The organism is Achromobacter pulmonis, assembly GCF_002885955.2.
Lineage (GTDB): Bacteria > Pseudomonadota > Gammaproteobacteria > Burkholderiales > Burkholderiaceae_B > Achromobacter > Achromobacter pulmonis_A.
Genome location: NZ_POQS01000006.1, coordinates 83,579 through 104,157, shown reverse-complemented (window position 1 = coordinate 104,157; position 20,579 = coordinate 83,579). Strand labels below are relative to the sequence as shown.

The window sequence follows — 20,579 nt, the reverse complement described above, 5'->3', positions numbered from 1 at the left end:
TGTAAACGGATTAGGGAAGGTCTGAAGAACTCGATTTCAAACATCCAAAAATCGACCTCATGACCAAAGTATTCAAAAATGGTTAAAAACTGCTCAAATCATCGCCACTTTCGGGTTGTTTGCACCCCGATCAGGCCCGTTTTCGGGCCTGTTGGCGCTTTTTGGGCGCACTTACCCTGCCACCGCCGTCAACGGGCGGCGTGCCATCCAGATATTGGACAGCGTAAACAACATTTTCAAATGCGCAGTGTTCTTGGCCAGTCCACGGAATCTGACTTTACGAAACCCGAATTGGCATTTGATGACACGAAACGGATGCTCAACCTTGGCTCGAAGACTGGATTTGGCCCGCTCAATGTTTTGCGTCAAACGATCAATTGCGCTGTTACCCAAGGCGCGCCGTTTGCCGGGGCGCATGGCAATGTGCCAGGTTACGTCACGCCCTTGGTGCTCGGGTCGTTTGTCTACGCCTTGATAACCGGCATCGCCAAAAGCCAACGTTTCTTCACCATGCAGCAACGCAGCCGCCTGAGTAACATCATGCTCATTGGCAGCGGTGCCCACCACCGTGTGGACCAGCCCGCTGTGAAGATCAACCCCAATGTGGGCCTTCATCCCAAAGTGCCACTGGTTTCCCTTTTTGGTCTGATGCATCTCGGGGTCCCGCGTGCCGCTGGCGTTCTTGGTCGAGCTGGGTGCATCGATAATTGTGGCGTCCACAATGGTGCCTTTGCGCACCTGAATGCCTTGATCCTGCAACAGCAGGTTGACCGCCTCAAGCGCTTGGTCGGCAATGTTGTGCTGCTCGAGCAGATGACGGAAGTTCAAAATGGTGGTCTCGTCCGGCACACGACCTCCAGGCAGTTTGGCAAACTGGCGCATCGAAAAGCTGTCGTACAGCGTCTCTTCCATGGCCGGGTCCGACAGCGAAAACCACAGTTGCATGAAGTAGATGCGCAGCATCGTTTCCAGCGGATACGGTGGACGACCGATGCCCGGTTTGGGGTAATGCGGATCGACCAGATCGGCAAAGAGCTTCCACGGCACCGCACGCTCCATCTTGGCCAGAAACTTCTCACGGCGCGTTTTCTTGCGTTTGCCAACGTACTCGGCTTCGGAAAAACTCAACTGGCTCATCGGGTTCACTCGGATCGGACTGTTTTCAATAACTTATATTCTGACAGGTTCGTTGGACTTGTTCAGAGGTTCCTTAGATCCTTTCGACGACTGATTTCCGTCTGAGTCTTTCAGATTGTGGACATGGATGGCGAGTACACCCAGCCCGTCCTTCCAGGCTTTCTTTATCTCGTGTTTGACCCAGCGGCGGCTGGCAGTCTTCTCGCCCACAAGTACGACAAGGCATTCTTTGCCTTTCATGTTGTCGGCGATCCATTTTTTGATGGCATCATCGCCTGCTTTCTTGATTTCTTCCCATTTGTTCGAATCCAGTAGAGGCTGTTTTTCGATAGCTCCGATTTGCCGAACTTGCGACACGCGCCAACTATCCTGTTTATAGTGAAAGCTCAGAAAGCATTTATTCGCCATGACTTATCTCCATTTGTCGTTGGTGCTTCGATGAAGCAAATCTCGAATTGAGGATTGCGATAGTTATTTAACTGAAGTCGTAATTAATCGCTGGCTTGAAATACTTTCTTGTAAATTTCCTTACAAATGATAGCTGAAAGTGTGCGCCTGCGTCTCCGCTTCGCGGACCGCGCTGCTCCAGGTTCGCTATTCGCTCATCCCTGACGGGACTGGCATTCGCCAGCCTTCCACATCCCTGACGCCTCCGGCCCGGCTTCCAGCTTCGGGCCTGCGCGCTTCGCTTGCGTGCGGTCAGCACAAAGGGATGGCCGTTGCCTTGTCCAGCCGTCTCCCCTGACTTCATCACCTTACCCGCGACCGTAGCCCGCTCCCGTGTGCCGTCAAGGCGCGCAGGGCCGTGTCCTCGGCTGCGCCTGCGGGCCGCACCAACCCTGCGCTTGTCTCCTTGACGGCCCCCGTCCGCGCGCTCCTTTGGCCGCGGGCGATGAACTCAGGAAAGACGGTGGCAACAGGGCCAACCGGGTTCCTCGTGCCGACCGCACCGAACAGCCGAAAGGCTGGGCTCCGAATCTAGGAATCCGGTGTGCGGTTTGAACAGCAAACCCTTTTCGTCAGGAGAAATGCAATGCAACTCGCATCCCGATTCGCTTCCCGTTCCCCGTCGCTGCGCAGCGATTACCCGCTGTCCGATGACCAAATCCGCCGTGTGGCCCCGTCCATCTTCGCGGACGCGCCGCACGAAAGCCGTTCCGAACGGTACGCCTATATCCCCACCGCCGCCGTGCTGGCGGAACTACGCAAGGAAGGGTTTGAACCCTTCATGGCAGCGCAAACCCGCGTGCGCCACGACGACCGCCGCGACTACACCAAACACATGCTGCGCCTGCGCCACGCCAGCCAGATCAACGGCGCGGAGGCTAACGAAATCGTGCTGCTGAACTCGCATGACGGCACGAGCAGCTATCAGATGCTGGCCGGAATGTTCCGGTTCGTGTGCAGCAATGGCCTTGTCTGCGGCGACACGGTGGCGGACGTGCGCGTGCCCCACAAAGGCGACGTGGCCGGTTCCGTCATCGAAGGCGCTTACGAAGTCTTGCGCGGCTTCGACCGCGTGCAGGAATCCCGCGATTCCATGCGCGCCATCACCTTGAACGATGGCGAATCCGAAGTGTTCGCCCGCGCCGCGCTGGCCCTCAAGTACGACGACCCCGACAAGCCCGCGCCCATCACGGAATCGCAAATCCTGATGCCGCGCCGCTTTGATGACCGCCGCCCGGACTTGTGGAGCGTGTTCAACCGCACGCAAGAGAACCTGACCCAAGGCGGCCTGCGCGGGCGCAGCGCCAACGGACGCCGCCAGCAAACCCGCCCGGTACAGGGCATCGACCAGAACATCCGCCTCAACCGTGCGCTTTGGCTGCTGGCCGATGGCATGCGCCAGTTGAAAGCCTGAACCCCCACGCGGCAGGGGCAGGCAGCAGCCCTTGCCGCTTCTCTCGCTGCTGCATCCCTAACCGCAAGGAGTTATCACCATGAACGCCGTTACCCAAACCGAAACCCGCGCCATCGAAACTGCCGCGCCGCTGGAAGTGGCCGACCCGAGCAAGAACCTGATTTTGGTTCCACTCTCGCAGTTGCTGCCGCGCCGCTCCAAGCGCAACGCACGCAAGACCCCGCGCCTGTCCATTCCCGAACTGGCCGCGAGCATCGCCCGCATCGGCCTGCTGCAAAATCTCGTCGTCATCCTCGCCGCCGATGGCGAGCAGTACGAAGTGGTGGCCGGCGACCGCCGACTGACCGCGTTGAAGCTGCTGGCGAAGAAGAAGCGCATCCCTGCCGACTACGAAGTGGCGTGCCTGCTGGTGCCCGATGCTTCGGCCCGTACCGTCAGCCTCGCGGAAAACCTGCTGCGCGAGCAGATGCACCCGGCCGACCAGTTCGAGGCGTTCGCCGCACTGGTCAAGGAAGGCCGCCCCATCGAAGACATTGCCGCCGACTTCGGCGTGACCCCGCTGGTGGTGCAGCGCCGTCTCAAACTCGCCAACGTCTCGCCGCGCCTGCTGGCCGACTACCGCGCCGGAGCCGTCACCCTGGAACAGTTGATGGCCCTGACCATCACCGACGACCACGCCGCGCAGGAAAGCGCGTTCTACGGTGCGCCAGAATGGCAGCGTGGCGCGTCCGCGCTGCGCGAACGCCTGACCGAACGCGAAATCGACGCCACGCATCCGCTGGTGCGCTTCGCCGGGCTGGACGCCTACACGGCGGCGGGCGGCGGCATCCGCCGCGACCTGTTCGCGGAAGGCGATGCCGGAACCTACCTGACCGACGCCACGCTGCTGGAAACGCTGGTGCGCGGCAAGCTGGATGCGCTGGCTGGGGACGTGCGCGCCGAGGGTTGGGCGTGGGTCGAAGCCGTGCCGCACATGAGCTACGCCGAGCGGCAGGCGTTCCAGAACGCACCGCGCCAGCGCCGCGAACCGAGCGCCCGCGAAGCCCGCCGCATCGCCTCGCTGCAAACCCGCCTCGACAAGATCGACACCGAACTGGAAGAAGCCTACGACGCCGAGGACGAGGACAAGACCGAAGCGCTGGAACCGCGCCGCGAACAGGTTGCCGGGGAACTGCAAGCCGTGGAGGAAGCCTTGCAGGGCTACGCCCCGGATGTGCGCGCCGTGGCCGGCGCCATCGTCACCCTCGACCGCAGCGGCGAAGCCGTGATTCATCGCGGGCTGCTGCGCGAGGCAGAAGCCAAGGCGCTGCGCACGCTGGAACGCTTGCGGCAGGGTTTCGGCAGCGCGGAAGGCGAGGCCGGGAACGACGACGAAGGCGAGGACACCGAGCAGCCCAAGGCCGCGAGCCTGTCCGACCGGCTGGCGCAGCGGTTGAGCGCGCACCGCACCGCCGCGCTGCAAATCGAAGTCGCCCGGCATCCGCAAGTCGCGCTGGCCGCGCTGGTGCATGGCATGGTGCAGAGCGTCTTGCAGGACAACCACTACGGCCACGACTTGCCGCTGGGCGTGAGCCTGAAAGTGCAAGACCGGCTGGAAGGCATGGCCCCCGACTGGCCCGAGTCGCCCGCCGCCGTCGCCCAGCGCGAGTTGCAGCAGGTCGCGGGCGAAGCGCTGCCGCAGGACAGCGCCGAACTGTTCGTCGCGCTGCTGGCGATGGAGCAAGGCGAACTGGTGCGGCTGCTGGCGGTATGCGTAGCGGCGACCGTGGACGTGGTGACGCCTCGCGCCACTGCGCACCAGCCGGGCGCGGAACTGGCGCAGGCTGTGGGGCTGGACATGGCCGCATGGTGGCAGCCCACCGCAGACGGGTATTTCCAGCATGTGCCGAAGGCCGCGATTCTGGAAGCCGTGGGCGAGTTCGCACCGTCGCACGCTGCACGGCTGGCGAAGTTGAAGAAGGCCGACATTGCCAGCGAAGCGGAACGGCTGGCCGATGGTACGGGCTGGATGCCCGCCATCTTCCGCACCGAAAGCCCGCAACAGGACGCGCAGGCCGTGGCAGTGGATGCGGGCGCCGAAGCGCCGGAGGAAGTCGCCGCCGTGGCGGATGAGCTGCCGCAGGCCGAGGCACTGGCCGCGTGATCCTGCACCGCAGATAGCGCCCCGGTTCCGGCCGGGGCGCTTCACGCCAAGGATTCCTATCATGAGCCGCAACACCACGGACCGCCCGCGCATGGCGGCGATCTATGCCCCCGGTACGGTACGCGCCCGCCGCTGGCACGGCGATGGCGACGTGCGCGGCTACCGTCCGCCGCGTGGCTGGACGGCCCGCGCCGACCTGACCGACCTACATCCCATTACCGGCCACACCTTGCCGCGTGCCGCGTGGTGGATTGTCGAAACCAAGGAATAACGAGCAGCACCGGCCCCAAGCCGTTCCGCCTTGGGGCCGGTGGTCAAAAATCCGGGGCGTCGGTGGCCGCGCCCGGTTCCAACGTCGAAGTCAAAATCGCCCCGTTGCCGCCTTCGTCCAGGCGGCAACGGGGCGGACGTGCAAGTGCCTTGCACGCGACACGTCCATCGGTGCCCGCTGGCGCGGGCAAGGTTTCGATGGCGCCCCGCCGCAATGGGCGGGGCTTGTAGGGCTACGCCCCGGCTTGCTGCGGCAGGTTGTGCGATAGCGTGCCGTCCCCGACGCTGGCGATTCGCGCCTGTACGTCACGAAGGGCGATTCACCGACACGCCACCCGGCCTCGCTATGGAGCATCCACACCACGCCTCAAGCATGTGGTCGCGCGCTGCGGCAGGGGCGCTCTGGCCTTGTCGTCGGGGCTTTGACCTGGTTCGCGTCAGGGCGCAAGCCGGTGCAGCCGTCACGCGGGGATGCCGAGTCGGCCATGTCTCCTTTCGGGGGCGGGCGGCCCGTGCGTCCTTGGCTTGTCGTGAATCCTGGCGAGGGAACGGCTACGCCTTGGGCTTCATGGCCGCAACCTTCCAGCGAAAACAATTTCCCCGCCGCTGCGCGGCTTCCTCGCGCGGCAAATTCTTTTCGCTTCCAGGTTCTCCACGGTGTTGCGACCGCTGCGCGGTGCGGCCAGCCCATCCCCCGCCGGCCGGATCACAACAAGGACGCACTGGCGCGACCTTGTTCAACCCGAAAGGAGAAACATCATGGCTAACATCGGCACCTTCACCGCAGAGAAAGACGGCTTCACCGGCCAGCTCCGCACCCTGACCCTGAACGTCAAGGTCAAGCTGGTTCCCAACGACAAGGGCGACAGCGAGAACGCCCCCGACTTCCACCTTCAGGCGGCCGGCCACGAGATCGGCGCGGCGTGGAAGAAGACCAGTGAGGCCGGGCGCGAGTACCTGTCCGTGAGCATCGACGACCCTTCGTTCCCGGCGACGGTCTATGCCCGCCTGATCGAGAACGAGGACGGCACGCACGACCTGATCTGGTCGCGCAGCAAGCCCAAGGCAGCCTGACGGCCGCCCACCGCGCCCCGTCCATTGCGGCGGGGCGCCGTGCTGCTGGCGCAGCACGTCACGCACGCGCCTACGGCGTGTCGCGTTCCTTCAACACCGCCTCCAGCTCCTGGCGCACCTGCGCCAGAAGCTGATCGGCCCTGCGCGTGCTGTCGCCGGCATAGGCCAGCGTCAGCAACGTGAGCGGATGCACGTCCATGACCTCGCACAGCTCGGTCAGCTTGTGCATGGTCGGGCTCTTCAGGTCGCGCTCCAGCAAACTCAGGTAGGTACGGCTGGACACGTCGGAGAACGCTTCCTGGCTCAAGCCGCGCGCTTTCCTGACCGTCCGTATTGCTGTCGCCAATGAGTCTTTCGCCGCCACCTATGGTTTTCCTTAGAAAACCAAGATGACAGCCGATTGCGCACTATAGGGCTACAAACTATAGTGCGCATTTGGTGTCGTTGATTTCCGTATTCGTGCCTTTGCAGAAATCCGCATGGGCGGATTCCGACAGAATCTGGGAACCGCATCTGTGTCTTTCCTGGCCTGCGCAATTCCGCTTCCGCGTTTCCGTGCATGTACGGATTCGATGGCTTGCGCCTTCGTGCTTTCCCGCCAAAGCACGCATCCGCTTCGGCGGTTCCGCGCTTCGGTGGAAAATCGTATCCGTGCATCCTCGGATGCGTGGGGATTCGGGCCATGACCCAGCCGCTCGTCACCGCTGAACAGCGGGCGCAACTGCTCGCCGTCGGCGCGGCACGCGCCGCTGGCCGAAGCATCGACCCAATGCCGGCGGTGCGACTGTTCACCCCCGACGCGCACGCCACCTGGCTGCTGGCCGCGCTCGACCCGGCCGATGGCGATACGGCATGGGGGCTGATCGACCTGGGAATAGGCATGCCCGGCCTGGGCCATGTGAAGCTGTCCGATCTGGCGTCCATCGTCGGGCCGCACAAGCAACCTGTGATGCGCGATCGCTACTTCCAGCCCGTGCGGCGGCTGTCGGAGTACCTGCGGCTGGCCGAGGAAAACGGTTCGATCACCGACTGAGCAGTCCCAGCCAACGACGGCGCATTCTGACTATTTCAGTCTTACCCAAGACCTGATTGGTCTGAATCCGCACTCTTGCACCGAAGCGGTGCGCTTCTGATGCAAACAGTCATGATCTATGGCGCGGGCTGCTGCACGGTGCTCCATGCTGCGCACCATTTTTGTGGCGCGCAACCGTCGCATTCAGACGATTTCCGCAATGCCCTGGAGCCAATCGGTCTTGACACCGCAGTTACAGAGTACCCCGATTTCGATGACGACTTGATGGCGACTCGATAGCTCCCGCACAGCGGAATCCGTGGCGACGTTCCTGCTGAATGACAGGAGGCTGCGTCATGGCTGACCCGAGCGCCGAACACTGGTATCCGACCGCCGCGTATCTCTACATGCTGCACCTCGACGGCCCCGCGCTGGCGTGGGAATACCTGCGTCGCCACCCCGACTACCGCCGCGACTGGCTGCGCCGCCGCCGCCGGCCAGAGGCCGCCGCGCGCTGGGGACTGCGCCTGCTGGAAGATCCCGCCCTGGATGCGCGCGACGCGCACCCGGCCTGGTTCCCCGATCACGATGCGGTAGTGCAGCTCTACCCGGACGCCGACCCGCCGCCCGACGCGGTGGCTTTCGCGTTCTGGTGCCTTCCCGGCCAGAAGCACCTGATCCACGACGGCAAGCGCCTGGTGCTGCTGACACGCTGGCTGGGCTGCTGCCTGCGGCTGGTGATCGCTCCCGGCCTGGCCGACGGCATGGCTTACGCCTATGCCATTCGCGCCTGCGCCGCATCCTGCGGACGCTATCAGGCGCTGGCGGCCGAACTGGACAAGCTGGCCGCCGCTGGCGATGCAGCGCCAGCGGGAACGGCACGGTCGCGGCCGGCACCCGCTGCGCTGCTGGAGTTGAACACGCTCCAGGCGCTCGACGGCACCCTCGCGGGCGCGTCCCTGCGCGACGTGGCCGAAGGGCTGTTCGGCGTCGATGCTGTCGCCGCCGACTGGTACGCCGATAGCGCCTTGCGCGCCCGCGTGCGGCGACTGGTGCACCGGGGCGATGCGCTGATGCGCGGCGGCTATCGCCGCCTGGCACAGCTTCCGCCCGTTGCACAGGGACGCGCTGCATCCCCTGCAAAACGTCCCTGAGCAGGAAGCCTTGCTTTCTTGAAAGTGCCTCTATCCGGCCGCGTGGTGTGGCCGGGCTTGATGGAGGTACATCCCATGCGACCCGCTCCCTTGCGGCCTGCCGCCGCTGCTGTCGCTGCGCCCGTGCAGCCCCAACGCTACCTGACCAACGACGAAGCCGCCGAATACCTGCGTCTGTCGCCGCGCACGCTGGAGAAACAGCGCGTGATCGGCGGCGGCCCGAAGTTCCGCAAGTTCGGCCGCCGCGTCATGTACGCGGTGGCCGACCTCGATGCCTGGGCCGACCAGCGCAGCTACGAGGCCACGTCCGACCCGGAATATGCCGAGCGTCACGCGGGCGACTACCGTGATGGCCGCTGATCGTCGGCTCGCCGGTGGCCATCGTCATGTCCAGCCCATCGCTGCCGTCGGGGCAGCGATCGCAGCAGCGGGAACAGCTCGACCTGTTCCGCGCGCTGCCGGGCGACGGCATGGCGCCGCGCGACAGCCAGGACTTGATGGCCTTTCCGTTCTTCTCGCTGGCGAAGTCGCGGCGCACGGCGCCGATCGACTTCCGCAGCGGGAACATCACCATCCGCGTGGAAGGCACGGCCGAGCACGGCATCGCCACGATATGGGATGCCGACGTGTTGATTTGGGCGGCCTCGCAGATCGTGGAGGCGCGCGACGCAGGCATTCGCCCGTCGCGCTGGATACACGCCACGCCCTACGAAATCCTGCGCTTCATCGGGCGCGGCACGTCCTTGAACGACTACCAGCGCCTGAAAGCCGCGCTCGACCGGCTGCAATCGACCAGCGTGGCGACTTCCATCCGCGAAACCACCGGGAGGCGCTTGCACCGCTTTTCGTGGGTGAACGAATGGCGCGAGCTGGCCGACGCCAGCGGCACGCCGCTGGGCATCGAGCTGATCCTGCCGGACTGGTTCTATGCCGGCGTGCTCGATGCCGCCCTGGTGTTGACCATCGACCCGGCCTATTTCCGCTTGAAAGGTGGCATCGAACGCTGGCTGTATCGCCTGGTGCGCAAGCACGGCGGGCGGCAGGAACACGGCTGGCAATTCGACTTCCGGCATCTGCACCGCAAGTCCGGCAGCGCGGCGCGCTTCTCGGACTTCGCCTACGACCTGCGCGTGCTGGTCGCGCGGCAGTCGCTGCCCGGCTACGTCCTGGGCATCGAGTCGATGCCGGACGAGAAGCTGGAACTGCTGACCTTCCGGCCCGTGCCGTTCACGGCACGGGGATAACTGCGGGAAAAGCTGTGGACGGCCTCGTGCTATCAGGAGTGCCGGGTATCGTGCTATCGGGAGTACGCCTATCGTGCTATCAGGAGTACGAAAACGCCGCAAAGCCAGTAACGGCGCGGGTTTGCGACCCCTCTAACTTACCTAACTATAAATCTCTAACTTTTAGTAGAAACGCGTCGTTTCGGTGGACAACCACGAAACGGCACGGCCAGGCCGGCTTTCCAGCAGGGAGGGCCGCGCCATGATCTTCGCGTTTCTCAACCAGAAAGGCGGCGTCGGCAAGACCACACTCGCTACCCACATCGCGGGCGAGCTGGCGATGCGCGGGCTGCACGTCATCCTGCTGGACGCCGACCCGCAGGGTTCTTCGCTGGACTGGACGCAGCGCAGAAGCCAGCAGGGCTTGCCACGGCTGTTCAGCGCCGTGGGCCTCGCCCGCGAAACGCTGCATCAGGAAGCGCCGGAGCTGGCCCGCCGCGCCGATCACATCATCATCGACGGCCCGCCGCGCATCGCCGCCCTGGCGCGTTCCGCGCTGCTGGCGGCCGAGCGCGTGCTGATTCCCGTGCAGCCCAGCCCGTATGACCTTTGGGCCAGCGCCGAGATGGTGGCGCTGATCCGCGAGGCACAGGTGTTCCGGCCTGCGCTGCGCGCGGCCTTCGTCATCAATCGGCGCGTCAGTACCACCATCATCGGCAGGGAAGCACGGCAATCGCTGGCCGAACAGCCGCTGCCGGCGCTGCACAGCGAAGTGCGCCAGCGCATCGTCTTCGCCGACAGCGTGGCCGCTGGCCGGCTCGCCCGCGAAACCGCGCCCGACAGCGCCGCCGCACGCGAGATTGCCGTGCTCACCGATGAACTGCTGCGGTGGCCGACATGAGCAGCCCGCGCAGCAAGCGCGTCGGCATCGGCGCACGTCCGCCCGCGAATCCGCACGCCGAGGCGTGGATTCGCCAGGGCGATGCCGATGCACTCAACAAAGGCGACCTCTACACCGCACGCCTGACGCTCGACGTGACGCCTGCGCTGCGCGCGCGCATCAAGATCGCCGCCTTCGGCCAGGGCGTGACCGTGGCCGAACTGCTGCGCGGCCTGCTGGAGCGGGAGTTTCCCGACAAGCGCCCGGAGAACCTGCCATGAACGGATCCGCCTTGCCTGCCGCTCATGCGGCGACGGCTGCACCGGCTGCTGCGCCGCCGCCTTCGCTTTCGACGCTCGCCGACCAAGCTGGCAGCGTGCCGCTGACTCGCGTATCGCTCGCCTACATCGAACCGCGCTTCAAGCTCTACCTGCGCTTCGGCGAGCCGGCGCGCACGCTGCGGCTCGACCGCTGGCGGCGCTGCGCGGTGTTCCTGCCGCGTGCAATGTTCTGCCGCGTGCGCTGGGAAGCAAACGACTACGGCACGATCCGCTGGCAACTCATGGTGATGCAAGCCGCAACGCCGCTGGACGACATGCAGCGCATCCCCGGCGTGCGGCCGGGCGCACGCCTGCTGCTGCACGCCGAAGGCGAAAACGCGGTGCCTGCCGTGCTGGAACGCATCGACGGCATCGAAGGGCAAGGCATCGCCGCCATCGACGTGTCGCCCGCGTACTGGCGCACGCTGGGCAACCGTCTGGCGGCCCGCCTGGCGCTGCCCGAATACACCGCCGAGCGGCACGCCGCCTGGCTGGCCGGAAAGGCGCTGCCATGACGACCCAATCCAACACCACATGCACGCACGAAGCCGCGCCGCATCCTCGCTCGCGCCTGCGCGTTCGCATCGTGCTGGCGGGCTTCGCTGCCGTCGGCCTCGCTGCGCTGGCCTGGGCGGCTTTCGTGTCGCCGCTGCCGCGTCTGACCTACAACCCGTCCGACAGCGTGGCGGTCGGCTGGTATCGCATCGAACCGTTCGACCCGCGCACCGCCTCGCTGCCACGTCCGTTGTCCGTGGACAGCATCGTGCTGGTGCCGCTGCCCGACAGGGCCGCCATGCTGGCTGCGCAGCGCGGCTACCTGCCGACCCGCGTTCCGCTGCTCAAACGTGTGGGCGCGGTCGCGCCGCAACACGTTTGCATGGTCGCCGGGCAGGTACGCATCGACGGCGTGCCTGCGGCCGCCTCGCTGCCTGCCGACCGGCTGGGCCGGCCGCTGCCATCCTTGCAGCTTTGCCGCCGCCTCGAACCGGGCGAGCTGTTCCTGTTGAGCGTGACCAATCCGGCATCGTTCGACAGCCGCTATTTCGGCCCGGTCAGCGCATCCGCCGTGATCGGCGTCGCGCACCCGGTCTGGCTGGAGACACGCCCATGATGGCCGTCGATTCGCTGCACGTTGCCGTGCCTCTCGTCGTGCCATCGAGCATGTCGTTCCAGTGGCTGCCGCCGTGTCGTCGCGCGTGCAGCGCGGGCGCATTCGCGCCGCGCCTCGCGCAACATCCGGCGCAGCCGTCCAGCGTGCAGGTGTCTTGCCTCGAACGCGCCCGGCCTGCGGCCATTGGCGCGTTCGCCGGCGGGCTGGCTGCAAGCAGCGCAGCGCCGCCGGGCCGCCGACGCCCGGAGCGACAGCGAGGGGCAAAGGCGGAAGGCAAGACAAAAGGACGCGGCACCGGGCCGCGTCGAAAGCCAGTCTGCACATGGGGGTTGCGCGGCACGGAGCGGCTTCGCCGCCGTGCCGCGTGGGGCGCGAAGCCCGCGCCGATGCGGGCGTGTCCGCGTGCTTCGCACGACCGGACACGCCAGAGCTTGCAGGGGGCGCAGCCATGACCGACCGCCGCGACGATGATTTCCGCATCCGCCCCAGCGCCCCGAAGAACCGGGGCCAGGGCTTCGTCTCCAAGGTGCTCAAGCAGGCAGGCAAGGCCAGCAGCGGCAAGTCGTCGGTGCGTCGTCCTGGTGCTGCCGGCGGCTCCGGGAGGGGCACGGGCCAGCGGCCCGGCTCGCGCCTGGGTCGCGGCCACACGGCGGCGCGCTTCGCCGGGGCGAAGCTGACGCCCATGTCGCGGCGCGTGACCATCAAGACGCTGCTGGTCAACCAGCGCCAGGCCAGCCCGCAGTCGCTCGCCAAGCACCTGCGCTACATCGAGCGCGATGGCGTAGGCCGCGATGGCGAGCCGGGCCAAGCCTACGGGCCGCAGACCGATGCCGCCGACCTCGACGCCTTCAAGGAACGCTGCGCCGACGACCGGCATCACTTCCGCTTCATCCTCTCGCCCGAGGACGGCGCCGAGCTGGAAGACCTGCGCACCTACACGCGGCACCTCATGGGCCGCATGGAGGCCGACCTGGGCATGGGCCTCGATTGGGTAGCCGTCAACCACTGGAACACCGACAACCCGCACACGCACATCGTCGTGCGCGGACGCGACGACACCGGCAAAGACCTCATCATCGCGGGCGACTACATCGCCGATGGCTTCCGCCATCGCGCCGCCGAACTGGCGACCGAATGGCTGGGGCCGCGCACCGAGCTGGAGATCCAGCAGACCTTGCAACGCGAGGTGGAGCAGGAACGGTGGACGAGCCTCGACCGTACCCTGCAACGAGAGGCCGGCGAGGATGGTCGGGTGCAGATCGAACGGTTCAACGAACCTGGGCTGCAACGCCAGCGCCTGCTGCTGATCGGCCGGCTGCAACGCTTGCAGCGCCTGGGCCTGGCCGACGAGATGCAGCCGGGCACCTGGGCCGTCCATGCCGACGCGGAAAAGACCCTGCGCGCCCTGGGCGAACGTGGCGACATCATCCGCACCATGCAGCGGGCGATGCGCGGCGAGCCGCGCGAACTGGCGGTGTTCGAGCCGGGCGACGAGGGCCGAACCATCCTCGGCCGCGTGGCCGCGAAGGGACTGGCCGACGAGCTGCGCGACCGGGGCTATCTGGTCATCGACGGCGTGGACGGCAAGGCCCACTACGTCGCGCTCAATGCCCGCGACGAGCTGGCGAACTACCCGACTGGCGCCGTGGTGGAGGTGAAGGGGTCGGCCGACGTGCGCGCGGCCGACAAGAACATCGCCGCGCTGGCGAGCGATGGCCTGTACCGCACTGACCACCACCTGGCCGTCGCGCAGGGTCAGGCCGTGCCGGGCCGCGATTCGCACGAAGTCGTCGCGGCCCACGTCCGCCGGCTGGAAGCCCTGCGCCGCGCCGGCATCGTGGAGCGCGTGGCCGAGGGGCTATGGAAGGTGCCGAACGACCTGGCCGAACAGGGCCGCCGCTATGACGCGCAGCGCCTGGGCGGCGTGGCGGTGGAACTGAAATCGCACCTGCCCATCGAGCGGCAGGCCCGCGTGATCGGTGCCACTTGGCTCGACCAGCAGTTGATCGGTGGCGGGTCGGGGCTGGGTGACCTGGGTTTTGGCAGCGAGGCCAAACAGGCGATGCAGCACCGTGCCGACTTCCTGGCCGAACAGGGGCTGGCAGAGCGGCGTGGGCAGCGCGTGATCCTGGCGCGCAATCTGCTGGGCACGCTGCGCAATCGGGAGCTGGCGCAGGCCGCCAGGGACATTGCGGCCGAAACCGGCCTGGAATATCGGCCTGCGGGTGACGGTCAGCGCGTGGCCGGTATCTACCGGCGCAGCGTCATGCTCGCCAGCGGGCGCTACGCCATGCTCGATGACGGCAAGGGGTTCAGTCTGGTGCCGTGGCGGCCGGTGGTCGAGCAGCGGCTGGGCCAGCAGCTTGCCGCTACGGTGCGCGGCGGCGGGGTGTCCTGGGAGATAGGACGGCAGCGTGGGCCTGCCGTTGGCTGATCTCCTGATATAGATCCATCCAGCGTCAACATGAAACCGCAGGTCTTGTCATAAAGAGCTTGGTTATAGAAATCTGTCTGGCATACGCAGAATATTCCTATCGCAGCCTCACGAACGTCGTGCGTTGCTAGCTGACATCGGAAGTGGAGTGCCAGCCTATTCGAAAGGGCACTTCCTGATTCAATGTGTTGCCAGGCCGCCTGGGGGTTGTTGATCCCAAGGGCTTGGGTTCATTCAGGCAGGCGGCCAGTTATGGGTTTCGTCTTGACCCTCTCGGTTCCAAGCATAGAGGGCGTCATACATCACCAGGCCGTGGCGCAGCATCTCGTGGTCGTCCACGAACATGCGCGATAGGCCGAGCGAGATCGCGTAGAGGCCCGCCGATTGTGGTGTGAGTTCGAGGCGTGAAGTGTCGGCACCGCGCACGATGTTGGCCAACTGCACGAGTGCTGGTTCGGTTAGCTGGTACTTTGCCAAGAAGGCATCGAAGCTGCATTGCTCCCCGACGTGGCTAAACTCTACTCCTGGGATGTCATAGGGTATCGCACCCGTTTTCTCTGCAATGGCTAGAACCTCTGATGCGGGTACGTAAAGGAACTCGGCATCATGGTCGATGAAGCGCAGAATTAGCCAGGGACAAGCGATACGGTCGATTTTGGGACGTTCACGTGTAATCCACTTCATCATTGCCTCCTTCGTGACTCGGCTGACTTGATCGAACCCTTCATCAAAGCGCAGATGCTGATCAGGCTGTCCGGGCGCACTGGATATATCGGTTGGCCACTTCATCCCACAGGATATTTTCCATAAATGCATCTACATAGGCTGCTGCCTTCGCGCCGTAGTCGATGTGGTAGGCGTGTTCATACATATCCAGGGCCAGTATGGGCGTTCCCCCTGCCATGGCGTGACAGTGATCAGATCCCCATTGATTGCTGAGCCGACCATCACGCGGTGACCAGACCAACAGCACCCAGCCAGAACCCCCCGCCAATGCTTTGCCCATTGCAGAGAACTCGGTTTGCCAGCGAGCCAGACTTCCGAAGTCGCGCTCAATGGCGTCCCGTAAGTCGCCGGGCGGCAACTGGCCATCACCGCCCAGCGCCGCAAAGTACACTTCATGCAGCACCATCGAGTTGTAGGCCACCAGTTCTTCTCGCTTGAGGCCATTGATCAGAAATCCAGCCTCATTCAAGTAATCAAGTTCTGCGAGCTTTCTGCGAATGGCATTGAGTCTTTTGACCGCGCCTGAATAGTTGTTTTCATGGTGGCTGACAATCAGTCGTTCCGATAGACCCCTGAGACTGGTTGGATCAATTGGCAAGGCGCGTATTTCAAGTGACATGGCTTCGTTCCTCACAGAATCAGGGTTTTCAACACCAGGCCCACGACAGCGCTGGCGGCAATGACTTGGATGACGCTGCGCTTGAAGCGGAACAGGGCTACAGCCGCTCCCAGCGCCATCAGCGCCGATATCCAGTCGAAGCGCCCGGCCAGGCCCTCGGGCCATAGCACGTGATAGGCGAAGAACACGGCCAGGTTCAGGATCACACCGACGACGGCTGCGGTGATGGCGGTCAAGGGCGCCGTGAAGCGAAGATTGCCGTGGGTCGATTCGACGAGCGGTCCGCCGGCGAGAATAAAAATGAAGGAAGGCAGGAAGGTGAACCAGGTCACCAGCGCCGCCGCGACGGCACCGGCGACGAACAGAAGGTCGGGACCGAACAGCGCCTGCACATAGGCGCCCACGAAGGCGACGAAAGCCACCACCATGATCAGTGGCCCCGGATTCGCTTCGCCGAGGGCCAGGCCGTCAATCATCTGCGTCGGGGTGAGCCAGGCGTAATGGCCAACCGCGCCTTGGTAGATGTAGGGCAGTACCGCATAGGCGCCGCCGAAGGTCAGCAGGGCCGCCTTGGTGAAGAACCATCCCATCTGCGTCAGGCTGTGATCCCAGCCGTAGCCTGCCGTGAGCAGCGCCATGGGAATCAACCACAGGAGAAAGCCGGCGACGGCCACGCGCAACAGGCCGGACCAGCGGAATCGGGCATGTTCGGGCGTTGGTGTGTCGTCATCAATCAGTGCCGGGCCGTAGGACTTGTCCGCTGCGGCATGACCACCACCCGTCTTGAACCTGTGCGGTGCAATGCGCCCGCCGATGTAGCCGGTCAGTGCGGCGCCGGCAACGATGTAGGGGAAGGGCACGTTCAGCGCGAAGATGGCCACGAAAGCGGCGGCGGCAATGGCCCACATCACGCTGTTCTTGAGTGCCCGCGAGCCGATGCGATGCACGGCCTGCACCACGACCGCCGTGATGGCGGGCTTGATGCCGTAGAACAGTCCCGCCACCAGGGCCGTGTCGCCGTAGGCGATGTAGAGCCACGACAACAGGATCAGGAAGCCCAGCCCCGGCAGCAGAAACAGGGTGCCCGCCACAATGCCTCCCCAGGTACGGTGCATGAGCCAGCCCATGTAGGTGGCCAACTGCTGCCCTTCCGGACCCGGCAGCAGCATGCAGTAGTTGAGCGCGTGCAGGAAACGGCGTTCACTGATCCAGCGGCGCTGTTCGACCAGTTCCCGGTGCATGAGGGCGATCTGTCCGGCGGGGCCGCCGAAGCCGATGAAACCGAGTTTTAGCCAGAGACGAAAAGCCTCCCAAAAACCGACCGGCGGCGGAGCCGCCACTACAACGTCCTCCGTCAAACTTTCTGTCACGTTATTTGTCACGTTATGGTTGCTCCTTTGTTGTCAAAGCTGGCGAGCAAGCCGTCGAAGACAGCAGATGCGGCGGCCAGCAGCGAATCGTCTTGGGTAAGGGTTTCGCGCAGCCCGGCGAGTACGCTCTCGATGCCGACCGCCTCGGGCGGCTGGATGCCACCGACATCGAGGTAATGCACCAGTAGGCCAAGCCGTGCGATGGCAGCCTGTTCCAGCCCGAAACTCACAGCCAGCACCTCGAAGGTGACGCGACCACCGATGTGGCTGAAGGTGGCACCATCGAAATCGAAGCCCAGCGCGTCGGGCGGGCAGTCGTCAGGACTGTCCAGCCACAGAATCCGCGCCTGCGGGTCGATGAAACGGCGGATTAGCCAGGCGCTGGCCAGCCGGTCCACCCAGGGCCGGCGCCGCGTCGCCCAGGTACGGCCCTGATAGTCGGACAGGCCCAGGCGCTCAATCACGCCGTTCATCGCCTGCGGTTCGTCCGGGGACAAGGCCCGCGCACAGGCCAGTTCCAGTTCACACAGGGCGGCATCCGTCTGCCGTTGCGCTTCGCCGGGGAAGAAGTCGATTTCGATTAGATTGGTGAAGGCCCTGCGCAGCTTGCGCACTTGCTTGAGCGCGTCTTGAACGGTCTCGGGGGTCAGCGTTTCCCGCACCTGTGCCACTTCGGCTGACAGGGCGGTGAATTCAGCGCCGCGATCGAACAGGGCGACGAAGCTCTCTCCCTCCGGCTCCTCGATGTGCAGCACATGGGCGCTCCCTCCTCCCTCGCGCACTTCGGCCGCCAGCCCTTCCAGGGTGGTGCGGCAATCTTCGTGTTCCGGCATCAGGTAGACACCGTCGCGCAGGACGGCGGCGCCGGATGCCTTGAGGGCACGCCAGACCCGTTGCCGGGCTGTGGCGTTCTCGGTGGGCAAAGACAGAATCAGGGTGATCATCTTCATGTTGTAGATATTATCTCAATGTAGAATAATACTCTACAACATTTTTTTCTGAGGCGGAGGGTCACATGAGCATCCACCTTGCTGGCTTAGTAGGTACGGCTTTCGGCTTTCTGTTCTCGGCCGGACTGATTAAGGCGGCGGCGCTTCCGGCAGTCGTCGTCGCTAGTAGGCGCAACGGTGGATTCGGCGAAAGACTCCTTCGCGGAACACGCATCTACCTCCAAACGCCACGGTTGCGCGGTCTGCTGGCATTGCATCTTTGCGCGGCGGCCGGTGGGGCGATGGTGTTCGTCAACACCATCGTGATCGTTCGGAACTTCTTGGATGGCAGCGAACAGCAGGTTGCACTGGCGCTTGCGACCTTCGGAGGCGGTTCCACGTTGGCCGCGCTGCTATTGCCCAAGGTGCTTGACCGAATCTCTGATCGCTGCGTGATGTTGTCCGCCGCGACGATGATGGTGCTTGCGCTGCTGGCCACTGCTGCCGCCTGGATCGCATTGCCATCTTGGCGAGATTGGGCGTTGCTGCTGCCGGCATGGGGCGTGTTGGGCGTTGCCTATGCCGGATTGGTGACGCCTGGAGGGCGCTTGATACGGCGGTCGGCACACGAGGAGGATCTACCAGCGGTGTTCGCCGCGCAATTCTCCTTCTCGCATATCTGTTGGCTGCTGGCGTACCCATTGGCAGGCTGGGTCGGCCTCAAGTTCGGTCTTGGCGTTGCCTTGGCTGCTCTGAGTTGCCTTGCGGTCGTTGGGATGCTTGCCGCAGTTCGGAGCTGGCCGCGAGACGACCAATCAGTTCTTGTGCATGAGCATGGCGATCTTCCAGATGACCATGCGCATCTTCGGTCGTATGGCGTAGCGCCGCACGCACATCCGTTTGTCATCGACACGCTGCATCGGCGCTGGCCCGGATGAACAAGTCGAGGTTCCGGCAATGGTTAAGGAGCGGCTTCTTTCTTGGTTCGCAGGGAGTGAGTATTCGATGGAATTGAGACACCTGAGATATTTTCTCGCTGTAGCGGAGGAACTTCACTTCGCACGTGCCGCAGAGAAGCTGCACATCGAGCAATCGCCCCTGTCCCGAGCCATCAAGGAGTTGGAAGAAGAATTGGGCGTTGTGTTACTCGCCCGTACCACACGCAGTACGCGGCTGACTCGTGCTGGCAAACTCTTCATAGTGCATGTGCGCCGCGTGTTCTCCGCCTTGGAACAAGCGCGCGACAGTGTGAAAGCAGCGGCGAATGGCTTTCATGGGCAGTTGCGTGTGGCCTTGTCCGATGGCATCACGCCATCGCGCCTGCCAGCTTTGCTGGCGTTGTGCCGCCAAGAAGAACCCGAGGTTGAACTGCGATTCTTCGAGGTGCCATTGTCTCAGCAGATCAAGGGGCTGCATGAAGATATGTACGACGTGGGGTTTGCACAGTCCGATGACGTGGGCGATGGCATCGCCACCATGCCGGCCTGGAATGACACGCTCATCGTGACGGTGCCAGCGCGGCATCCGCTGCTGGCACACAAGCGCATCCCTCTGGAGGAACTGCTGCGCTATCCGCTGGTTCTGTGCGATCCACAAGTGTGCGAAGGCCATGCCAAATTCGTCGATCGGGTGCTGCGCCGAGCCGACATTGAGCCGCTGGTCGCAGAGCGTGTCGCTACGTGCGATCTGATGATGGCCTTGGTATCGGCCGGCCTCGCGCTTGGGTTTACTGGCGCCGCGCGCATTGCCGCCAATCCCGATTCAGGCGTGGTGGCCCGGCCGCTGGCATTGCGCGTGCCGCCGCTGACAACCTACCTGCTGTACCCCGACGGCGAGCCGTCCGAGGTGCTGGCGCGGTTCGTTGAGCGCGTGCAGGCCATCGAGTCACCGGAACCCGCAAGGCCCAAGGCGGGTCGTCATTCCGATTTCCTAGAGGAGCCTCCGCCATGAAGAAGACCGTCCCATTCTTGTTGGTGGCCGCATTGACTGCCTGCGGCCAGTCCGAGACGCCTCAGAAGGCCAACACGTCGGAAGCGAATATCCCGACAGTGGAAGAACTGGCGGCCAACCCCGAACGGCTCAAAGAGTTGCGCCAGCAATGCAAGACCGATCGCCCCAAGCTCGGCGACTTGCTGTGCAACCGAGTGGCCGAGGCCACACGCAAGCGGTTCTATGGCGACGTCGAAACGCCGTACACGCCGCCGAAGGAACCGCCCAAGTTCTGATCGTTGGCGATTCGCCGCATCGCCTTCATTTTTCTGTTCGACACGCCGCAATGCGCCTTCGCTTGCGGCGTTTTTCTTTGGCTCGCCGTCA

General features: G+C 64.5%; 23 protein-coding genes. 16 read left to right on the top strand and 7 right to left on the bottom strand.

The genetic code is table 11. The annotated features are described in order from the left end of the window. Positions 1-171: 171 nt before the first annotated feature. Together C1I89_RS22010 and C1I89_RS22005 are read right to left on the bottom strand one after the other, a co-directional pair. Positions 172-1,137 carry an IS5 family transposase gene (locus C1I89_RS22010; protein WP_102770808.1) on the bottom strand — a complete coding sequence of 322 codons (966 nt, stop codon included), beginning with the start codon at positions 1,135-1,137 and terminating at the stop codon, positions 172-174. A 33-nt stretch (positions 1,138-1,170) separates the two neighbouring features. Beyond that, positions 1,171-1,545, bottom strand: a complete 375-nt coding sequence (locus C1I89_RS22005; RefSeq protein ID WP_102774629.1) for a TIR domain-containing protein — start codon at positions 1,543-1,545, stop codon at positions 1,171-1,173. Positions 1,546-2,170: 625 nt separating this feature from the next. On the opposite strand from C1I89_RS22005, the gene C1I89_RS22000 reads away from it, so the two are divergent. From C1I89_RS22000 to C1I89_RS21980, 4 genes are all read left to right on the top strand, one after another. Further along, complete coding sequence (locus C1I89_RS22000) at positions 2,171-2,998, top strand: DUF932 domain-containing protein (RefSeq protein ID WP_028240164.1); 828 nt, start codon at positions 2,171-2,173, stop codon at positions 2,996-2,998. 79 nt (positions 2,999-3,077) lie between these two features. Beyond that, entirely contained in the window at positions 3,078-5,141 is a 2,064-nt protein-coding gene (locus tag C1I89_RS21995) for a ParB/RepB/Spo0J family partition protein (protein WP_028240163.1), read from the top strand. 61 nt (positions 5,142-5,202) lie between these two features. Beyond that, complete coding sequence (locus C1I89_RS21990) at positions 5,203-5,412, top strand: hypothetical protein (protein ID WP_028240162.1); 210 nt, start codon at positions 5,203-5,205, stop codon at positions 5,410-5,412. 758 nt (positions 5,413-6,170) lie between these two features. Then, on the top strand, positions 6,171-6,485 hold the full coding sequence (locus C1I89_RS21980) for a DUF736 domain-containing protein (protein WP_014646114.1): 315 nt from the start codon (positions 6,171-6,173) through the stop codon (positions 6,483-6,485). A gap of 70 nt (positions 6,486-6,555) precedes the next feature. On the opposite strand, the gene C1I89_RS21975 is transcribed toward C1I89_RS21980, so the two are convergent. Beyond that, on the bottom strand, positions 6,556-6,849 hold the full coding sequence (locus C1I89_RS21975) for a helix-turn-helix domain-containing protein (protein WP_015476703.1): 294 nt from the start codon (positions 6,847-6,849) through the stop codon (positions 6,556-6,558). Positions 6,850-7,167: 318 nt separating this feature from the next. Here C1I89_RS21975 and C1I89_RS21965 point away from each other — a divergent pair, with 318 nt between their 5' ends. From C1I89_RS21965 to C1I89_RS21915, 9 genes are all read left to right on the top strand, one after another. Continuing rightward, entirely contained in the window at positions 7,168-7,518 is a 351-nt protein-coding gene (locus tag C1I89_RS21965; RefSeq protein ID WP_015476702.1) for a DUF2958 domain-containing protein, read from the top strand. 335 nt (positions 7,519-7,853) lie between these two features. After that, complete coding sequence (locus C1I89_RS21960) at positions 7,854-8,651, top strand: DUF2285 domain-containing protein (protein ID WP_028240160.1); 798 nt, start codon at positions 7,854-7,856, stop codon at positions 8,649-8,651. 75 nt (positions 8,652-8,726) lie between these two features. Continuing rightward, on the top strand, positions 8,727-9,011 hold the full coding sequence (locus tag C1I89_RS21955; protein ID WP_026069907.1) for a helix-turn-helix transcriptional regulator: 285 nt from the start codon (positions 8,727-8,729) through the stop codon (positions 9,009-9,011). Positions 9,012-9,037: 26 nt separating this feature from the next. Then, positions 9,038-9,895, top strand: a complete 858-nt coding sequence (locus C1I89_RS21950; protein ID WP_156867395.1) for a replication initiator protein A — start codon at positions 9,038-9,040, stop codon at positions 9,893-9,895. Positions 9,896-10,136: 241 nt separating this feature from the next. Further along, entirely contained in the window at positions 10,137-10,775 is a 639-nt protein-coding gene (gene parA / locus C1I89_RS21940) for a ParA family partition ATPase (RefSeq protein ID WP_015476698.1), read from the top strand. Then, positions 10,772-11,035, top strand: coding sequence for a hypothetical protein (locus C1I89_RS21935; protein WP_023094609.1), 264 nt, complete (start codon positions 10,772-10,774; stop codon positions 11,033-11,035). The genes parA and C1I89_RS21935 overlap by 4 nt, the downstream gene beginning before the upstream one ends. Beyond that, positions 11,032-11,589: a DUF2840 domain-containing protein gene (locus C1I89_RS21930; RefSeq protein ID WP_015476696.1), complete on the top strand. Its 558-nt coding sequence runs from the start codon at positions 11,032-11,034 to the stop codon at positions 11,587-11,589. Before C1I89_RS21935 ends, C1I89_RS21930 begins: the two co-directional genes overlap by 4 nt. After that, entirely contained in the window at positions 11,586-12,185 is a 600-nt protein-coding gene (locus C1I89_RS21925; RefSeq protein WP_028240158.1) for a S26 family signal peptidase, read from the top strand. The genes C1I89_RS21930 and C1I89_RS21925 overlap by 4 nt, the downstream gene beginning before the upstream one ends. 448 nt (positions 12,186-12,633) lie before the next feature. Beyond that, positions 12,634-14,619 (top strand): relaxase/mobilization nuclease domain-containing protein, encoded by a 1,986-nt coding sequence (locus C1I89_RS21915; protein ID WP_028240157.1) that lies wholly within the window; start codon positions 12,634-12,636, stop codon positions 14,617-14,619. Positions 14,620-14,853: 234 nt separating this feature from the next. On the opposite strand, the gene C1I89_RS21910 is transcribed toward C1I89_RS21915, so the two are convergent. The 4 genes from C1I89_RS21910 to C1I89_RS21895 form a co-directional block, all read right to left on the bottom strand. Next, on the bottom strand, positions 14,854-15,303 hold the full coding sequence (locus tag C1I89_RS21910) for a chromate resistance protein ChrB domain-containing protein (RefSeq protein WP_017677027.1): 450 nt from the start codon (positions 15,301-15,303) through the stop codon (positions 14,854-14,856). 61 nt (positions 15,304-15,364) lie between these two features. Continuing rightward, positions 15,365-15,964 (bottom strand): superoxide dismutase, encoded by a 600-nt coding sequence (locus tag C1I89_RS21905; RefSeq protein ID WP_028240156.1) that lies wholly within the window; start codon positions 15,962-15,964, stop codon positions 15,365-15,367. A gap of 11 nt (positions 15,965-15,975) precedes the next feature. After that, the gene (gene chrA / locus C1I89_RS21900; RefSeq protein WP_028240155.1) at positions 15,976-17,322 is read right to left on the bottom strand and encodes a chromate efflux transporter; all 1,347 of its coding nucleotides are present in this window, start codon (positions 17,320-17,322) and stop codon (positions 15,976-15,978) included. A 20-nt stretch (positions 17,323-17,342) separates the two neighbouring features. Then, positions 17,343-18,284 (bottom strand): chromate resistance protein ChrB domain-containing protein, encoded by a 942-nt coding sequence (locus C1I89_RS21895; RefSeq protein ID WP_028240154.1) that lies wholly within the window; start codon positions 18,282-18,284, stop codon positions 17,343-17,345. 65 nt (positions 18,285-18,349) lie between these two features. On the opposite strand from C1I89_RS21895, the gene C1I89_RS21890 reads away from it, so the two are divergent. The 3 genes from C1I89_RS21890 to C1I89_RS21880 all read left to right on the top strand — a co-directional run bounded on the left by C1I89_RS21890 (position 18,350) and on the right by C1I89_RS21880 (position 20,488). Continuing rightward, complete coding sequence (locus C1I89_RS21890) at positions 18,350-19,201, top strand: MFS transporter (RefSeq protein ID WP_051231742.1); 852 nt, start codon at positions 18,350-18,352, stop codon at positions 19,199-19,201. A gap of 67 nt (positions 19,202-19,268) precedes the next feature. Beyond that, positions 19,269-20,213 (top strand): LysR family transcriptional regulator, encoded by a 945-nt coding sequence (locus C1I89_RS21885; RefSeq protein WP_017677032.1) that lies wholly within the window; start codon positions 19,269-19,271, stop codon positions 20,211-20,213. Beyond that, a complete protein-coding gene (locus C1I89_RS21880) occupies positions 20,210-20,488 on the top strand; it encodes an EexN family lipoprotein (protein WP_028240153.1) in 279 nt (92 codons plus the stop codon). The genes C1I89_RS21885 and C1I89_RS21880 overlap by 4 nt, the downstream gene beginning before the upstream one ends. The last annotated feature ends 91 nt before the right edge of the window (positions 20,489-20,579 follow it).

What these genes read in the sequence shown, in the direction of transcription:
- C1I89_RS21990 (WP_028240162.1), top strand. Translation starts at nt 5,203, where the DNA reads ATGAGCCGCAACACCACGGACCGCCCGCGCATGGCGGCGATCTATGCC.
- parA (WP_015476698.1), top strand. Translation starts at nt 10,137, where the DNA reads ATGATCTTCGCGTTTCTCAACCAGAAAGGCGGCGTCGGCAAGACCACA.
- C1I89_RS22005 (WP_102774629.1), bottom strand. Translation starts at nt 1,545, where the DNA reads ATGGCGAATAAATGCTTTCTGAGCTTTCACTATAAACAGGATAGTTGG.
- C1I89_RS22010 (WP_102770808.1), bottom strand. Translation starts at nt 1,137, where the DNA reads ATGAGCCAGTTGAGTTTTTCCGAAGCCGAGTACGTTGGCAAACGCAAG.
- C1I89_RS21995 (WP_028240163.1), top strand. Translation starts at nt 3,078, where the DNA reads ATGAACGCCGTTACCCAAACCGAAACCCGCGCCATCGAAACTGCCGCG.
- C1I89_RS21930 (WP_015476696.1), top strand. Translation starts at nt 11,032, where the DNA reads ATGAACGGATCCGCCTTGCCTGCCGCTCATGCGGCGACGGCTGCACCG.
- C1I89_RS21905 (WP_028240156.1), bottom strand. Translation starts at nt 15,964, where the DNA reads ATGTCACTTGAAATACGCGCCTTGCCAATTGATCCAACCAGTCTCAGG.
- C1I89_RS21925 (WP_028240158.1), top strand. Translation starts at nt 11,586, where the DNA reads ATGACGACCCAATCCAACACCACATGCACGCACGAAGCCGCGCCGCAT.
- C1I89_RS21965 (WP_015476702.1), top strand. Translation starts at nt 7,168, where the DNA reads ATGACCCAGCCGCTCGTCACCGCTGAACAGCGGGCGCAACTGCTCGCC.
- C1I89_RS21960 (WP_028240160.1), top strand. Translation starts at nt 7,854, where the DNA reads ATGGCTGACCCGAGCGCCGAACACTGGTATCCGACCGCCGCGTATCTC.
- C1I89_RS21935 (WP_023094609.1), top strand. Translation starts at nt 10,772, where the DNA reads ATGAGCAGCCCGCGCAGCAAGCGCGTCGGCATCGGCGCACGTCCGCCC.
- C1I89_RS22000 (WP_028240164.1), top strand. Translation starts at nt 2,171, where the DNA reads ATGCAACTCGCATCCCGATTCGCTTCCCGTTCCCCGTCGCTGCGCAGC.
- C1I89_RS21885 (WP_017677032.1), top strand. Translation starts at nt 19,269, where the DNA reads ATGGAATTGAGACACCTGAGATATTTTCTCGCTGTAGCGGAGGAACTT.
- C1I89_RS21955 (WP_026069907.1), top strand. Translation starts at nt 8,727, where the DNA reads ATGCGACCCGCTCCCTTGCGGCCTGCCGCCGCTGCTGTCGCTGCGCCC.
- C1I89_RS21880 (WP_028240153.1), top strand. Translation starts at nt 20,210, where the DNA reads ATGAAGAAGACCGTCCCATTCTTGTTGGTGGCCGCATTGACTGCCTGC.
- C1I89_RS21950 (WP_156867395.1), top strand. Translation starts at nt 9,038, where the DNA reads ATGTCCAGCCCATCGCTGCCGTCGGGGCAGCGATCGCAGCAGCGGGAA.
- C1I89_RS21915 (WP_028240157.1), top strand. Translation starts at nt 12,634, where the DNA reads ATGACCGACCGCCGCGACGATGATTTCCGCATCCGCCCCAGCGCCCCG.
- C1I89_RS21980 (WP_014646114.1), top strand. Translation starts at nt 6,171, where the DNA reads ATGGCTAACATCGGCACCTTCACCGCAGAGAAAGACGGCTTCACCGGC.
- C1I89_RS21910 (WP_017677027.1), bottom strand. Translation starts at nt 15,303, where the DNA reads ATGAAGTGGATTACACGTGAACGTCCCAAAATCGACCGTATCGCTTGT.
- C1I89_RS21895 (WP_028240154.1), bottom strand. Translation starts at nt 18,284, where the DNA reads ATGAAGATGATCACCCTGATTCTGTCTTTGCCCACCGAGAACGCCACA.
- C1I89_RS21890 (WP_051231742.1), top strand. Translation starts at nt 18,350, where the DNA reads ATGAGCATCCACCTTGCTGGCTTAGTAGGTACGGCTTTCGGCTTTCTG.